General features: G+C 39.9%; 17 protein-coding genes. 10 read left to right on the top strand and 7 right to left on the bottom strand.

The genetic code is table 11. The annotated features are described in order from the left end of the window. Window positions 1-33 precede the first annotated feature (33 nt). From HMPREF0766_RS03645 to HMPREF0766_RS03630, 4 genes are all read left to right on the top strand, one after another. A complete protein-coding gene (locus tag HMPREF0766_RS03645) occupies window positions 34-936 on the top strand; it encodes a PorP/SprF family type IX secretion system membrane protein (RefSeq protein WP_002993828.1) in 903 nt (300 codons plus the stop codon). A gap of 232 nt (window positions 937-1,168) precedes the next feature. Beyond that, entirely contained in the window at window positions 1,169-1,696 is a 528-nt protein-coding gene (hemG, locus tag HMPREF0766_RS03640; RefSeq protein WP_002993826.1) for a menaquinone-dependent protoporphyrinogen IX dehydrogenase, read from the top strand. Window positions 1,697-1,734: 38 nt separating this feature from the next. Then, window positions 1,735-2,493: a DUF2625 domain-containing protein gene (locus HMPREF0766_RS03635; protein ID WP_002993825.1), complete on the top strand. Its 759-nt coding sequence runs from the start codon at window positions 1,735-1,737 to the stop codon at window positions 2,491-2,493. 188 nt (window positions 2,494-2,681) lie between these two features. Beyond that, window positions 2,682-3,110, top strand: coding sequence for an SRPBCC family protein (locus HMPREF0766_RS03630; protein ID WP_002993823.1), 429 nt, complete (start codon window positions 2,682-2,684; stop codon window positions 3,108-3,110). A gap of 103 nt (window positions 3,111-3,213) precedes the next feature. Here the strand turns inward: HMPREF0766_RS03630 and HMPREF0766_RS03625 are convergent, their stop codons facing one another. Both HMPREF0766_RS03625 and HMPREF0766_RS03620 read right to left on the bottom strand, forming a co-directional pair. Further along, window positions 3,214-3,852 carry a hypothetical protein gene (locus tag HMPREF0766_RS03625; RefSeq protein ID WP_002993821.1) on the bottom strand — a complete coding sequence of 213 codons (639 nt, stop codon included), beginning with the start codon at window positions 3,850-3,852 and terminating at the stop codon, window positions 3,214-3,216. Beyond that, on the bottom strand, window positions 3,842-4,345 hold the full coding sequence (locus HMPREF0766_RS03620) for an RNA polymerase sigma factor (protein ID WP_002993820.1): 504 nt from the start codon (window positions 4,343-4,345) through the stop codon (window positions 3,842-3,844). Before HMPREF0766_RS03620 ends, HMPREF0766_RS03625 begins: the two co-directional genes overlap by 11 nt. Before the next feature lie 159 nt (window positions 4,346-4,504). On the opposite strand from HMPREF0766_RS03620, the gene HMPREF0766_RS03615 reads away from it, so the two are divergent. The 3 genes from HMPREF0766_RS03615 (at window position 4,505) to HMPREF0766_RS03605 (ending at window position 5,706) form a co-directional block, all read left to right on the top strand. After that, a complete protein-coding gene (locus tag HMPREF0766_RS03615; RefSeq protein WP_002993818.1) occupies window positions 4,505-4,948 on the top strand; it encodes an acyl-CoA thioesterase in 444 nt (147 codons plus the stop codon). A gap of 108 nt (window positions 4,949-5,056) precedes the next feature. Beyond that, window positions 5,057-5,416 carry a DUF2085 domain-containing protein gene (locus HMPREF0766_RS03610; RefSeq protein WP_002993817.1) on the top strand — a complete coding sequence of 120 codons (360 nt, stop codon included), beginning with the start codon at window positions 5,057-5,059 and terminating at the stop codon, window positions 5,414-5,416. Between the two features lie 2 nt (window positions 5,417-5,418). Next, window positions 5,419-5,706, top strand: coding sequence for a hypothetical protein (locus HMPREF0766_RS03605; protein WP_002993816.1), 288 nt, complete (start codon window positions 5,419-5,421; stop codon window positions 5,704-5,706). Between the two features lie 122 nt (window positions 5,707-5,828). Here the strand turns inward: HMPREF0766_RS03605 and HMPREF0766_RS03600 are convergent, their stop codons facing one another. Together HMPREF0766_RS03600 and HMPREF0766_RS03595 are read right to left on the bottom strand one after the other, a co-directional pair. Continuing rightward, entirely contained in the window at window positions 5,829-6,272 is a 444-nt protein-coding gene (locus HMPREF0766_RS03600) for an Hsp20/alpha crystallin family protein (RefSeq protein WP_002993815.1), read from the bottom strand. 485 nt (window positions 6,273-6,757) lie between these two features. Then, window positions 6,758-7,123: a dihydroneopterin aldolase gene (locus tag HMPREF0766_RS03595; RefSeq protein ID WP_002993814.1), complete on the bottom strand. Its 366-nt coding sequence runs from the start codon at window positions 7,121-7,123 to the stop codon at window positions 6,758-6,760. Window positions 7,124-7,207: 84 nt separating this feature from the next. Between HMPREF0766_RS03595 and HMPREF0766_RS03590 the strand changes: the two genes are divergently transcribed. Continuing rightward, window positions 7,208-7,948: a 3-keto-disaccharide hydrolase gene (locus HMPREF0766_RS03590; protein WP_002993813.1), complete on the top strand. Its 741-nt coding sequence runs from the start codon at window positions 7,208-7,210 to the stop codon at window positions 7,946-7,948. Window positions 7,949-8,025: 77 nt separating this feature from the next. Continuing rightward, on the top strand, window positions 8,026-10,203 hold the full coding sequence (locus HMPREF0766_RS03585) for a S9 family peptidase (protein ID WP_002993812.1): 2,178 nt from the start codon (window positions 8,026-8,028) through the stop codon (window positions 10,201-10,203). A 74-nt stretch (window positions 10,204-10,277) separates the two neighbouring features. Here the strand turns inward: HMPREF0766_RS03585 and HMPREF0766_RS03580 are convergent, their stop codons facing one another. From HMPREF0766_RS03580 to asnB, 3 genes are all read right to left on the bottom strand, one after another. Next, complete coding sequence (locus HMPREF0766_RS03580; RefSeq protein WP_002993811.1) at window positions 10,278-11,249, bottom strand: polysaccharide deacetylase family protein; 972 nt, start codon at window positions 11,247-11,249, stop codon at window positions 10,278-10,280. A gap of 37 nt (window positions 11,250-11,286) precedes the next feature. Beyond that, window positions 11,287-12,852: a M20/M25/M40 family metallo-hydrolase gene (locus HMPREF0766_RS03575; RefSeq protein WP_002993810.1), complete on the bottom strand. Its 1,566-nt coding sequence runs from the start codon at window positions 12,850-12,852 to the stop codon at window positions 11,287-11,289. Between the two features lie 168 nt (window positions 12,853-13,020). After that, the gene (asnB, locus tag HMPREF0766_RS03570; protein ID WP_002993807.1) at window positions 13,021-14,712 is read right to left on the bottom strand and encodes an asparagine synthase B; all 1,692 of its coding nucleotides are present in this window, start codon (window positions 14,710-14,712) and stop codon (window positions 13,021-13,023) included. Window positions 14,713-15,143: 431 nt separating this feature from the next. Between asnB and HMPREF0766_RS03565 the strand changes: the two genes are divergently transcribed. After that, window positions 15,144-15,716 carry a Crp/Fnr family transcriptional regulator gene (locus HMPREF0766_RS03565; RefSeq protein WP_002993803.1) on the top strand — a complete coding sequence of 191 codons (573 nt, stop codon included), beginning with the start codon at window positions 15,144-15,146 and terminating at the stop codon, window positions 15,714-15,716. Window positions 15,717-15,773: the final 57 nt, after the last annotated feature.

The raw sequence follows: 15,773 nt of genomic DNA, 5'->3' as shown, positions 1-15,773 counted from the left end.
AAAGATCTCAACACACAAATTCAAAAAAGAAAAATGAAATCAAAATATATCTTAACTGTCACAGTACTCTTGCTGTTTACAAATATGTCCCGGGGGCAACAATATATTGATCCGGCCCTCTCAGGAAGTTTTGGAAAAGTACTCAATCCATCCGCAAATGTATTATTAGATAAAGGTGAAGGCGATGCCATGATGGTGTACCGTTACCAGTGGGCCGGTCTCGAAGGTTCGCCCAAAAGCCTTTGGTTCACTGGTAATATAGGCGTAGGAAATGCAGGGATAATCATGGGGATCAATGCCAAACAATTTCGGATTGGTGTAGAACGTAATACCGAAATATCAGGCAGTTTTACCAAACGTTTACAGATTTCCGAATCCGAATATCTCGGGTTAGGAGCCAATCTGGGCTATACACATCAGCAGGGAGACTTCAGTCCTCTGGATCCCGGAGACCCGGCTTTTCAGAATGTAAAATACGGAACCTTACTCTATGGTCTTTCGGCTACATTCATATCGCCCAATCGCTACTATGTAGGATTTTCGATGCCTAAAGCGATATTCGGAGCCAAAGATTCGCAATATGTACGTCAGTTCGGAAAAGATAACACATTTTACCTTTCAGGTGGAATTGTAATTCCGCTGAATGACGGATTCCAGCTTCGTCCCAATTTACTGATAAGTTACAGAGAGGTGACCGGATTACTTTTTGATGCTTCAGCAATGTTCTATCTTCATCCAAAGGTCGGAATAGGCGCAGGTTACCGCCAGCGCGGAGATCTGATGGGTATGGCGGAATTTAATCTGGGCAAGCTGCGTGTAGGGTACAGTTATCAGCAAAATCTCAAAAACAAAGATCTAAACAGATATATTACCAATAGCACTCATGAACTGGGGATTGCTATCCGCTTTGGAAAAGACAACTTTTCAATATTGTAAAAGAAGAAGAAAATGATCCGAACTTTATTCCTGTCATACAATCTTCCTTTTATTTATTAAAAAGACTCCTGATAATTTACATTTTAAAGTAATTTGTATATTTATTTAATTAGATTCCACACATTGCTATACAGTCAGGTCTTATTCAAATGACAAATTCAGGAAAGTTTTTTCAGTGTGAAAAAATACACACAGATTGTGGATTATTAACAACCTTTTCAGATAAATCAAAATGTCAGTAAAGACAGTAATTATTTATTCATCAGTAGATGGACAGACCAAAAAGATTTGCCATGTGTTAAAAGATATATTGGTATCTGAGGGCCATTTGGTAGATCAGTTTCAAATTCAGGATGTGACCAAAAGTATTACAATATATGATAAAATCGTGATCGCTTCCAGCATTAGATATGGCAAACATAATGAACATATATTAAGTTTTATACAGGATAATAATCAGGTGTTGAATAATAAAAAAACAGCCTTTATTTCTGTAAATCTCGTGGCGCGAAAAACCGAGAAAAGCACAGCAGGTACCAATCCATATGTGATCAAATTTTTTAATTCTATAACATGGAAACCACAATTGACCGGTGTATTTGCAGGAAGACTAAATTATAAGTTATACTCCTTCAGAGATCGCCATATGATAAAGTTAATCATGCTCATAACAAAAGGTCCGGTCAGTTCAAAAACGGATATAGAATATACTGATTGGAATGAAGTTTCTAAATTCGGACATAAACTATGTAAGATGTAAAAACAAAGACTCATAAAAGAAAATAAAGACTAAAAAATATGAAGGCTGTCTCCAGAACCAAAAGTTATTTTATACTATTTCTAACTCTGCTTATTACCGGTATAGCTATGGGTCAACAGTACAAACGAAAAATAGAAAAGTTAATTGATCAGAAAGATTCTGCGTGGCCACTGGTAAATGAGTGGATTAAAGATGCAAAAAACGAAATTGAAATACTTCCAAGAGATAGCACTAAAGCCGCTGATGCTCTTATAGCGACTCAGGTGACAACGAGATCTCCTATGGGAGCTATAATTTACCATAGTGGCGGAATACTAATTGATAAGGGCTGGATCAGAATCCTCGGCTCTTCTCATACCCGCTTACCAAGATCATTACCGGAATGGAATAAAGAAATATCAGGTAATGATATAGATTCCGCATCTGGTTTCTTACTTGTAGCTGATGATGCGATTGGAGGCTATTTTATTATAAATGGTGGAGCCTTGGGTAATGATATCGGGAAAATGTATTATCTGGCACCAGACAATTTGGAATATGAACAAATGGGTATCAGTTACACAGAATTTCTCAACTTTTGTTTCAATAATTCTTTAGAAGATTTCTATAAGGAGTATCGATGGAAAAATTGGCAAAATGATGTATCCGGACTTGGTGGGGATGAAACATTCAGCTTTACCCCCTTTCTCTGGACAACAGAAGCTAAAGATATTACAAAGACAGTTCGTAATACTGTACCAATTAAGGAACATTACCTGATTACTATGGGTTTTCGTAAACAATTAGGATTTGATTAATTTCAATTTATAATTAAGCATTCCGCTGCTAACATCAATTGGGCTTACACATTACGTTTACAGTCCACAACAAATGGCGCAGAAAAATCGACATCAAACAGTACAAAAACAAACAACTTCACCACTTTAATTCTAATTTATTTTCATCTGACTCAAACAAAATATTATTTTGGAGGTATTAGATACAAATGAAAGCTCAAGTAGTTATACAAATCGTTTACCCTCAACCTGTTGAACAGGTATGGAAAGCGATTACAGATAAAGAAGCTATGAAAATCTGGTATTTTGATATTCCCGATTTTCAGGCGGAAACAGGACGTTCTTTTGATTTTTATGAACCTGGCGGTAAAAATGAGTATCACCATTTTGCCTTAGTACAGCAAGTCATACCCTATAAAAAGTTAAAGCACAGTTGGGCAAATCCAAGTCACAGCAAAGGAATCTCCGTATTGACATGGGAGCTGGAACAATTGGATGCAGGTACACAAGTGACACTGACACATGAGGGACTTGAAAATCTTGCGGATGGCGGAGATGCATTTCTTCCTGAAAATTATGAAAAAGGTTGGAATGAAATCCTGCACAAATCGCTGAAATCATATTTGAATAACATCTGAACATAATAACCTATGCAAAACTATAATGGCGGATATCCCGGAAGGTAACCGCCATTTACTTTTTATATCCATACCTGTAGAATGAAGTTTCAGTCCGCAGGCCTCAGTCCTCCAGCTGATTCAGTATCTTTTTGATCTCCTTCAGATGCTTACCATAATACGAATAGCTCATTATTTCGATAATAAATATTACTAAAGCAATACTTACTATGGTGGAAAGGACAAACCATACAATAAAATTACTATCCTGAGCTAACGTACTGCCGATATGATATAATTTGTTAAACCAGGATTCAAATTTTCCGTTGGAAAGCATAATCATATACATAATCAATGCCTGCGGTATCATGACATAGGAAGTCGTCTTATACGAATCGATCGCAAACTTGAGATCATAATACATCTTTAGCAGGTTTTCACGCGAGCTAAGTACTTCCGATTGGCTGGCACTTTTATAGAAATAAAAAAAGCGGCGATAGTAAATCATACTGGATAGAAGCATCTGAAAAAAGATCAGATAATACGCAAAACGGGCATAACCCTCTATCTTATAAAGTTCGATCAAAGGCACCACAAGTAAAAACAGCATGGCCACAATCCAGGTGATAAATTCGTACTTCACATTCTTGCGCAGCTTAGTCAGCACATTATCGACCTCCTTATACTGATCCAGATCAGGATTGATCTGCACCTGCTCAGATGACTGATCATTCCATTGTTTTTTTAATTCATCAAAATTCATATTCGTATTTTTTAATGATTTGCTGTATTTTTTCTTTTGTACGATTCAATTTCACCCGGGCATTGACTTCCGATATCCCGAGATTGTCTGCGATATCACGGTGGCTCTGTCCTTCCAGAAAAAGAAAGATCAATGCCTTTTCAACCTGATTAAGTTCCTGCACAGCCTTATAAAACACAGCAAGCTGTTCCTCCTTTTGATCAGCATCCTGCTCATCAGCTATATCATGATAAGTTTCCAATGGCACCCGGTCCTGTTTACGCTTATCCTTTTTGAAATAGACCAAAGCTGTATTGATCGCAACCCTGTACATCCAGGTAGAAAACTGACTTGCATTTTTGAAAGAATCAAAAGATTTCCAAAGCTGAAAAACAATCTCCTGTGAAAGATCATTTCTATCATCCGGATCATCCATATACATTCTGGACACCTTATAGATGATACATTTGTTCTTTTCAATCAAAGTAAGAAATTCGGATTCTCTCTCTTTCACTTTAGGTTACTTTTTTAATTCTTTACTGAACGCTTAGCCAATTTTAATCAATTAGTAACGCAAATTGAAAAACGTTACACAGAATTTAAAAAAAAGATTATTTTTCTTTAATTTCAGGAATTAACAAACAATACACCCATTTTTCAAGTTAGTGTAAACATGGAAAACACATTTTATGAAGGTCAGGTCATATGGGCACAGATCGATGCGAACAGACATATGCGCCATTCGGCATATGCTGACATCTGCGCTCAGGCACGTAGTAATATGCTCAAAAAAATAGGTCTCTCTCTGGATCAGTTTGCATCACAGGGAATTGGACCTATCCTGTTCAGAGAAGAACTGATCTATCACAGAGAAGTCAGACTGGATGAATATGTTTCTGTAAAAATAGTTCTGACCAAATTTAATTTAGCAAATGCCAGATTCTCTTTCAGACATGAAGTCTATAAAGAGGATGGCGTCAAAGCAGCTACAGTCAATGTAGACGGTGCATGGTTAGATATAAAAGCCCGCAAATTGGTTAACATTCCTGAAGATTGGTACGTTTTTATGCAGCATGTTCCCAAAGCTGATGATTATGAGGAGTTTGATGCATTATAATATTATATTTATCAAAAAAATTTATTTTTAAGGCCTGAAAAGAAAATTAATTCATTAAATTCACTGTAAAATTGATTCACACTATATACATTTACAACTAAACTGAACATGAAAACCAAACTGGAATTTACTTTTTGCCATCGCAAACCTGAGCGATCTTTTTTCTGGAAAGGCAAGCAATTCCCGGTTTGTGCGCGTTGTACGGGCATTCATCTGGGATACATGTCCACGTTCTTATTTGTATTTGGAGTTATCAGCATGAATTTTTGGGTTGCGGTATTGTGCATGTTACCGACAATTATTGACGGTTTGACTCAGGCCTACTGCAACAGAGAAAGTAATAATACCCTCCGGTTCATAACCGGCATTATGGCTGGAGTGGGGACAATGGCTGTCTGTGCTATTATCGGAAGAGCGATAGGAGCTTTAATATTAGAAGGAATAAAATTAATCATTAAATACAATTAACCATGGAAGATCAAAACACCCCAAATTTTGACCCGAATCAAGGTCAAAACCCAAACCAGTTTAACAATCCTTTTAACCAACAAAATCAGGAAGACTTATCTACAGGATTAAAAGTCCTGTCTTTTTGTATTCCTTTGTTTGGTGCTATTTATTATTTCATAAAGAAGGATGAAGCCCCTGTTCAGGCAAAATCAGCATGTAAATTTGCGATCTATGGTGTGGTAGTAGGTATTATATTGAACATTATCTCTATGGTATTAGGAGGTTTAGGTTCAGTAATGGGTGGATAGTATAACCTGGATCCGGAAAATCAAAAAGACGGTTCAGTAAACGAACCGTCTTTTCTCATTAAAAAAGCCGCCACGCAAAATTTGCATGACGGCACTCACATAACCTAAAAAAACTAAACTTATTATTTTACTTCAATCAATCTTTTAGCAACAATCGCTTCTTCTTTCTTACCCACTTTTACAACCAAAATACCATTTTCATAAGAAGCCTCAATATTGCTGTAATCTACAGTATCAGGTAATGTAAATGAGCGCGTAAAGGACGAATAGTTAAATTCTCTTTTACTGAATAATTTTTGCTCTGTTTCTGTCTCTGAAGTTTTTTCAGCAGAGATAGTCATCATATTCTTATCTACATTAATCTTGAAATCTGACTTCTGCAATCCCGGAGCAGCAAGTTCAATCTGAAAAGAATCCTCTGCTTCTGCAATATTCACCGCCGGTACGCGAGTCACTAACCGATCCGTAATAAATGAATCGTTGAATAAATTATCGAAAACTGAATTTACAAATGGATTAACTGCATCTGTATTTACTGCTTTTGTAGGGAATTTTAATAATGCCATAATATTGTCCTCCTTTTAATTTTTTTTATTTGTTTTTTCTACAACTTGTTCAAATGCTATACCATTCCAAAAAACGATCAATACAAAGACAAAATGTCATCAAAAACTTTCAATTAAAGACATTTTGTCGCTTAACTGCTTTTTAATTAATGCAAACTGTGTTAAAAAGACACGAGCGGCACGCTCGCGCCAGGTAAGATTGATAAAGTTGATAAAGTGATAAGGTTAAAAATTTTATAAGTGATGCAAAAACTCTGCGTCAGTTGGCGTCTCCGCCAACCGTTTTACAATTCTCTCCTTCTAAGGAGAGATGCCCGCAGGGCAGAGAGGTTTAGCAAGGAGTTGATAAAGTTGATAAGGTTAAAAATTTTATAAGCGATACAAAACTCTGGTCAGTTGGCGTCCCCGCCAACTGTAACTATAAAACTTAGAATACATGAGCGATACACTCGCGCCAGCTTAGCAGAAGATAATATTGAATTACTTTATTTAGTATAAGAGAGCGCTATCCGTGAATTTGCACGATCTCCGCCAAAGAGAGGGTTGATCTTGGTAATAGAGACATTCACCTGCTCCGCAAAGTCAAATTGATTAACAATTGTCTCGAGTATTTCCTCCACAGCGGATTCGATCAGTTTTCTTTTTTGCTTCATCACATCCGCAGCTATAGCATACAATTGTTCATAGTTCAATGTATTCGTAAGCTCGTCTTGTGAATGGACTTTATAAGGGTAGCTCACTTCAATATCGACTAAAAACTCATTTCCGGTCACAATCTCCTCCGCATAATAACCAACAGGGGCATAGAACCGGGCATCATTTATCGCAATCGTCTGTATACGTGTAGCCATAAGGCAAACCTAAAAATATTTATCCGTTTGAAAAAATATCTTTATCATTGTCCTACCAAAATTATAAAAACAAATTATATACTGATGAAAAAATATCCCGTTCTTCTCAGCATCTGTTGCTTGACTCTCTCCTTACCTTCTGCATTTTCACAGACGCAGTTTAAGCCCGAAGACACCGAATACTATACACCTAAACCGAGAATAGTCACTTCTTCAAACGGCATCCCTGCGGACGCTGTAATTCTGTTCAATGGCAACGACCTTAGTCAATGGCAGTCAGAAGGAAAACCGGGAACCTCTGCAGCCTGGTCTGTAGAAGATAATATACTAACTGTAAAACCAAGCTCCGGAAACATTCAGACAAAAGAAAAGTTCAATGACTTTCAGCTACATATAGAATGGCGCAGCCCACTTACAGTTAAAGGAAAAGGTCAGGGAAGAGGAAATAGCGGAATTTTCTTACAGGGATTGTACGAAATCCAGGTATTGGACAACAATGATAATCCTACATATGTCAACGGGCAAGCCGGCAGTATTTATAAGCAACGGCCTCCACTTGTAGAATCCCGTGTAGAAGCAGGTCAGTGGCATACCTATGATATTATTTATACTGCACCACGGTTTAATAATGACGGAATGCTGATCAGCAAAGCACGTGTAACCGTACTTCACAACGGAATATTGGTACAAAATAACACGGAAATAGAGGGCACAACAGAATATATAGGTCTTCCGAAACTCAAAGCTCACGGAGCCGGCCCCATCGTCCTGCAGGATCATGGTGATCTCGTAAGTTACCGCAATATATGGATACGAAACTTATAATAGTTGTTGCAACAATTCTATACAATTTTAGGTTTTTAGTCCCTTAATCTATAATTTTACTTCCCTAACACATATCAATGAGAAGAATTGCATTATTATTTCTTTTGGCCGGCAGTACTGCGGTATATGGTCAAAGGAATTTAAACTTAGAAGAAACGGTCTTTGGCCCACGCACCTATGCACCAGTATCTATAGTAGGTCCCCGTTGGATTCCCAACACAAACAGCATTACCTACCTCGATCCTACCTACCAAAATCTGATCAGCAAAAGCGCTTCCGATAATTGGAAAGAACAGGTATTATTATCCAGATCCGATCTGGAGCAAGTGATTAAAAGTAAACTTCCCAACGAAACAATCGCCCTGCGAATGTTTCCCTATAACTACAGCTGGCTGGACGAAAACACACTATCTCTGGAAGTAGACGGAAAAGAAAAATCATACAGTCTGACGTACAATATCAAATCCAGAAATATCGATAAACTGATCGGAAGTGACTCGAAAGGGAATAATAAAGAAGTCACAGCGGATCGTACAAAAGTCGCTTATCTGATAGACAACAATATTGTCATCTCGGATGCTGCCGGCAAGATTACCGAAGTGACCAGTGATAAGGATGCGGGAATTGTAAATGGTAGTGATTATACCCACCGCCAGGAATTTGGCATCAACAAAGGAATGTGGTGGAGTGCTGACAACACCAGTCTGCTTTATTACCGGAAAGATGAGACTATGGTCAGCCAATATCCGCTTGTACAATGGAGTCCGCGCATAGCAGAAGCCAAAGAAATACGCTACCCGATGGCAGGTATGAAATCTGAAGAAGTAACACTCGTGATTTACAACACCGCTACCGGTACCAGCACCAGCCTTCAGACAGGAGAGCCTAAAGAACAGTATCTGACGGCTGTCACATGGGATCCAAACAGTGAATATGTATATGTAGGGGTATTGAACCGCGAACAAAATCATTTAAAATTCAACAAGTATAATGCAAAATCGGGAGCATTCGTCAAAACATTGTTTGAAGAGACGGCCACTACATGGGTAGAACCTCAGACACCCCTGACTTTTGTTCCTGATAATCCCAAACTATTTCTTTACCAGACAGACAAAGAAGGATATAACCAGCTTTATCTGTACGATACCGAAGGTAAGCTGGTTCGCAAACTGGGATATAAAGATATTATTGTAAAAGATTTACTTACTTTCTCTGCAAAAGGGGATAAGGTTACATATACTGGTGTTACCAACAACGGGCTGGACAGACAACTCTTTGAAGTAGAACTTAAATCAGGAAAAACAACACAACTCACCAGTGAATCTGGTACACATACTGCTTCGGCAAACAGCAGCAGCACCTACGTACTTGATCAATACAGCAACCTGACAACTCCCAATATCATTCAGATCAAAGAGGTGAAATCAGGAAAAACCAGCAATCTGATCAGGGCAGAAAATCCGTTTACAGGCAAAATCAACAATCCGAAAATCGAGTTTGTACAATTAACGACTGCAGACGGGAGTACACCTCTGACAGGTCGCATTATTTATCCTGAAAATTTTGATCCTGCAAAAAAATATCCTGTCATGTACTACCTGTATGGAGGCTCTCACTCTCAGCTGGTCAGCAACAAATGGTTAGGCGGAGCAGGCTATTTTGATATGTATATGGCACAACAGGGCTATATTGTATTTACGATGGACAACCGCGGAACTGATGCGCGCGGACGGGCATTCTCTACAGCCACACACCGTCAACTGGGACAGGCAGAGATGGCCGATCAGATGAAGGGTATTGAATTTTTAAAATCAAAACCTTTTGTGGATCAGGAGCGCATGGGTATTTTCGGATGGAGCTTCGGAGGTTTTATGACCACTTCATTTATGGTACATCACAATGATATTTTCAAAGCTGCTGTTGCCGGAGGACCGGTAATAGACTGGAAATATTATGAAGTCATGTACGGCGAACGCTATATGGATACTCCTCAGGAAAATCCGGAAGGCTATAAATTGACCTCTCTGCTTGATAAGGCAAACCAGTTAAAGGGTGATCTGCTGATTATTCATGGCGCACAGGATCCTGTAGTGGTACAGCAAAACAGCATGCAGTTTATAGAAGCATGTATTAAAGCAGGAAAACAGGTGGATTATTTCCTTTATCCTACTCACGAACACAATGTTTCAGGCAAAGACCGTATCCATATGTACGAAAAAATTGCCCGTTACTTTGATCTGCATCTTAAAAAATAAAGCGCTGTCTTTCTGATAAAACTAATGGGGCTGTCCAAAAAGATTGGATAGCCCCATTTTTACGTAATTTACCGCTATTCATGTTCCAGGCCTTCGCTCAGATTATACAAAGTCCAGTGTCCGGAACGGATAGCTGTATTCTCCTGCTGCAATAGCTTAATAAAATCTTTGACACCGAGTTCTTCATTACCATTACCATGGATCAGCACAATACTGCCGTCTCCGGGATGCTGTCCCTTTGCCAGCCAGGCATCCGAACCTACAGCTATAAGACCGTAATTCAATAATTTATCGATAACAGCCTTATCCGAAACCAACCCCGGACATCTGAAAAATACGGACGGAAGTATCCCGTTCCTGAGCATCAGCTTCTCATTTTCCAGAACTTCCACATCCATATTCGTACCCTTACTCAACAGAAAATTGGAAGTCAGCGGTTGATTATTATATACATGAGAATAACTATGATTAACCCAGGTGATCTGCAACGCTCCGTCTTTATCCAGATTTTTCAGCCAGTTCAGATCCTCCTGATGTTTCAGCATCCATTTTCCTGAAACCGAAATAGCGACAGGAAGACGCCCCGATTTTCCTTTGAAGGCAGAGAATAAAGATTGAAAAATTACTCTGTCAAATGGTTTATGCGAAGGACAGAGGTCAATAGTAAGATTGATTCCCTGTTCCTGTGGCATACGAAGGTCCAGTCCTGCATTCTGAAGATTCTGCTCGGTCCGGCGAACCAGGTCGAAGCCTCTGATATAAGCTGTTTTATTAAACCTGCTGCAGATAGCTGCATATGTTGAACGGGTTCGTTTATATCCGTCAGACAGGATCACACACGTCTGCAGTGTAACCGGGTCGACAGCCAGAAAATAGGCTTTGCCATCGGCAGTAAAACTACGTAGACTTATAAGCTGGCTATCCTTTTTTTCCAGCAACGACCAGTCCACCTTATAATTACGGATATTGTCAAAGGTCTGCCCCTCCCCCTTCTGTGATAAAAAAAGAAGGATCAGACATACCAGCCAGGATTTTATACTCTTCATAAACCAATACTTAGATAGAGAACTATATCCGTAATATTTAATTTCCGCTTGTCCGTTTTGGATTTAACAAGGTCGGCCACTGCATCTGCTTTCCATCTGTATCCGTAGGCATAATCATCTTTTCACGGGATACCAATTCTGGTTCTTCACAAGCCAGATAAGTCAGTATGGCAACAATAATAGCATTCTGACGGACTTCATCAAATACGATTTTATCATAAGTATCCCGATTGGTATGCCAGGTCAGCTTACCATAATCCCATGAAGCAGACCCTAACATAAAGGCAGGAATCCCTTTCTTGACAAAGGAAGCGTGATCTGATCCGCCACTTCCCGGCAGACCCGGAAAGGTTGTCTGGATTTCATTGCGGAAAGCTTCCGGCAGATACTGCAGCCATCTGCCTATATACGCATAGGACTGCGCAAATCCATTTCCTGAAATACGGGCAATTCTACCCGTACCATTATCCTGATTCCAGACCACCTGTATCTTATCATGCAATTCGGGATGATCCTCCACAAAAGCAGAAGAGCCGTTCAATCCCTGCTCCTCACTTCCCCAGTTACCCACCAGAATTGTTCTTTTGTTATCCGGGTACACTTTTTTCAATATACGTACAGCCTCCATCATCGTGATGATGCCGGTGCCGTTATCTGTTGCACCTGAAGCGCCGTCCCATGAATCCAGATGCGCAGACAGCACGACGTATTCATCCGGTTTTTCCTTACCTTTTATTTCGGCTATACTGTTATATGTTTTTGCAATCCCCAGCTCTTTGGCCTCCGCCTGAATCAATATCCTGGGCTTCACACCCCTGGTCACCATGCGATATAGTAATCCGTAATCTTCCTGTGCAACATCCACTACTGGTATTTTCCTGGTTTTGGCATCAAAAATACGGGTCACACCCGGTAGTTCGGTCCAGTATGCATCCACTACAGCCAGTGCTCCCGCTTCCTCCAGAGCAATAGCCAGCGTTCTGCGCGTACTGCCCGTCGCTTCCAGACTTGCTGCCCACTGGTTTGCCTGCTCTTTTTTAAGAGCCTGCATCTTATCGTAAGCTGCTGCTGTAGCCGATTCTTTCCAGTTCGCATCCGAACGGCCTGTAGGCTGATTCATGGCTATCATAACGATCTTTCCTTTGACAGAAGGCAGCCAGTTTGTAAATTCTGTTGGTGATTTAAAAACAGGAAGCGCAATCACCTCTGCTTCAACCCCTTTCCCCTTTGTAGACGGACTAAAGGATAGTTGTGTGCCTTCCAGCGCTTTTATCCTCGGATATGTCATTGTAATACTGGAAAGTCCCCGCTCCCACGAACGCCACTCCCCGTAAGGTTCGTTCCGCGCTACAGCACCCATATCCGCATATTTTTGAACTACCCAATCGTGTGCCTTTTGCATCTGCGGACTACCGACCAGACGAGGGCCGATCATATCAATAAGTTCAAAGGCGTAATCCTCCAGTTTGGAATTTGTATTTGCTTCCTGAACAATAGCATTGACCATCTGCTTTTTATCCTGACCGAATACACCGGTACCGGCAAAAAGGGCTAAAGAGACCGCCACAGGAGAAAGCCAGGTAGAATAAGAGGTTAATTTCATAAGTAATGTTAAGTATTTTAAAATATAGGGAAGTTAGTAAAAATTTAGAAAAGGTCAGGAAAACTGAACGGATTTTGGTTGTATTACGCTTTGCGAAAGAAAAAAACAATGAACAAAAAAAGCCAGAAACATTCGTTTCCGGCTTAAACAGATATAAAGGTTGATTAGCTACAAGGCAACTTCCGTTTTGGCTTTTTCATAACTTTCGTTATGCACGGCGGCAACTGCTCTGCCGGAAGGATCATTCAGATTTTGGAAAGAGGCATCCCATGCAAGAGCTTCAGGTGTACTGCAGGCAACTGACTTGACCGAAGGAACTGTTTTTGAAGCAGCTTCCGACGGAAAATGTGATTCAAAAATAGTACGGTACAGAAATTCTTCCTTATTTTTTGGCGTATTGACCGGAAAACGATCCGCAGCAGTAGCAAATTCAGTATCAGATACTTTTTCTTCAGCCTGCGCCTTAAGCGTATCGATCCAGCTATAGCCTACCCCATCAGAGAACTGTTCCTTTTGTCTCCAGGCTATACTTTCCGGAAGATAATCTTCGAATGCTTTACGTACCACCCATTTTTCCATACGACCATCCTTGATCATTTTATCCTTAGGGTTGATCGTCATGGCGACATCTATAAACTCTTTATCCAAAAACGGGACTCGTCCTTCCACACCCCATGCAGCAAGTGATTTATTAGCACGCAGACAATCGTACAGATATAGTTTTTTTAGTTTACGTACCGTTTCTTCATGAAATTCCTGTGCATTTGGTGCTTTATGGAAGTACAGATACCCTCCGAACAATTCATCCGAACCTTCTCCGGACAGCACCATTTTGATACCCATGGATTTGATAACTCTGGCCAGCAGATACATAGGCGTTGACGCCCGGATAGTCGTCACATCATAAGTTTCCAGATGATAGATAACATCTCTGATTGCATCCAGACCTTCCTGAATCGTAAAATTAATCTCATGATGAATCGTGCCAATATGATCTGCCGCTCTTTGTGCCGCAATAAGATCCGGTGCGCCTTTAAGCCCTACTGCAAAAGAGTGCAACTGCGGGTACCAGGCTTCTTCCTGATCTCCGGATTCAATACGTTTGGAAGCAAATTTTTTGGTAATAGCAGCTATTACTGAAGAATCCAGTCCTCCGGAAAGCAAAACACCGTAAGGGACATCAGACATCAGCTGACGGTGTACTGCATCTTCCAGAGCCGTACGCAATTTATCAATATCTGTATCCGCATCTTTTACCGTATCGTAAGCATCCCAATCCCGCTGATACCAGCGCTGTGGAGTCAGACCATCCGCACTATACAGATAATGTCCCGGAGGAAACTGATCCATCTGCGTACAGAATCCTTCCAGAGACTTTAATTCAGATGACACAAAAAACTGTCCCTGATCATCACTACCGTAGTACAATGGAATAATCCCCATATGATCACGGGCTACCAGAAAGATATCTTTGCTGGCATCATAAAGTGCAAATGCAAAAATACCATTCAAATCCTCTATAAAAGAAGGTCCTTTGGCCTGATAAAGGGCCAATACCACTTCGGAATCGCTGTTTGTCGAAAACTCATAATCCGGCAAAGTCGCTCTCAATTCTTTATGGTTGTAGATTTCACCGTTCACCGCCAGCACTATCTGGCCGTCAGGACTGTAAAGGGGCTGACTACCTGATTTGGGATCCACAATAGCCAGACGCTCATGCGCAAGAATGGCTTTGCCGGAAGTAAAAATACCGGACCAGTCCGGTCCACGGTGACGAATACGTTTTGACATTTCTAAAATCTGAGGTCTTAGCTTCTCAGATGAATCTTTTAAGTCGAATGCTCCAATAATTCCGCACATATGCTTATTTGATTTAGTTGCTATCTAATTTTATACTGTGTCACAAAGTAAAGGATTAAAAAACAAATTTCATAACATTTTTCAATTTTTATTAAAAATATATCAATATTATAAATATTTAAATGAAAAACAATCAATAAAAAAGCCATAAAACACAAATTAAATCAATTTAATGAAGATTACTAAGGAAATTTACTGACTAAACAGAAATACCTGGTTACAAATCAGCGCTAACAACAGTCCGCACACAGGACATCCTGAAGCCTTATTCTACAGAGATAAAGACAATAAAATAGCTACTGAAAGCTATAGAGAGATAAAAAAAGCAGGGGCACCTGGCTTTAGCGAAGCAGGTTCATCTGCTAAAATCTTTATAAAAATTACCGATTATTTATCCGGATTTTTCTAACTTCATAGTAAAGTAAACCATTATGAATTCAGACCCGTTTAAAGTATACAGGAATTCTGCCATCGAGGCTAAAGACCTGGAGAACATCTCTTCCAGACATGAATTGGTTCACTTCTCCAAAGGGGATATGATCCTAAAAGAAGGAAAACTGACACATGAATATTACCTGTTGGAAAGCGGTCTGGTACGCTCATACGTTCACGATTATGAGGGCAATGAGATTACCACAGATTTTTTTGGAGACAATGAGATCGTGATTGAGGTGACCTCTCTTTTTCTAAAGATTCCTTCTCAGGAAAATATACAATGTCTGACAGACTGCAAAGCCTGGAAACTGGACTATAACACTTTCCAGATGCTGTATCATACCATACCGGCGTTCAATGAATGGGGCCGTGCATGGATGACTTATGCGCTGCATATTATGAAAAAGCGGTCTATTGATATGGTATCCCTGTCTGCCTTGCAGCGCTATAATCAATTGATAGTCAGCAAACCACAAATCTTCCAATTCGCACCACTCAAACATATTGCATCTTACCTGGGGGTCACAGACACTTCCCTTAGCCGCATTCGAAAAGAAGCCGTACAATAAAATACAAGAACTTGCCCTATGGCAAGATGTTTTGCAGCCGACATCCTTAAATTTGAA

The sequence above is a fragment of the Sphingobacterium spiritivorum ATCC 33861 genome, from assembly GCF_000143765.1.
Taxonomy (GTDB): domain Bacteria; phylum Bacteroidota; class Bacteroidia; order Sphingobacteriales; family Sphingobacteriaceae; genus Sphingobacterium; species Sphingobacterium spiritivorum.
This window is presented reverse-complemented; position numbering and strand designations above follow the sequence as displayed.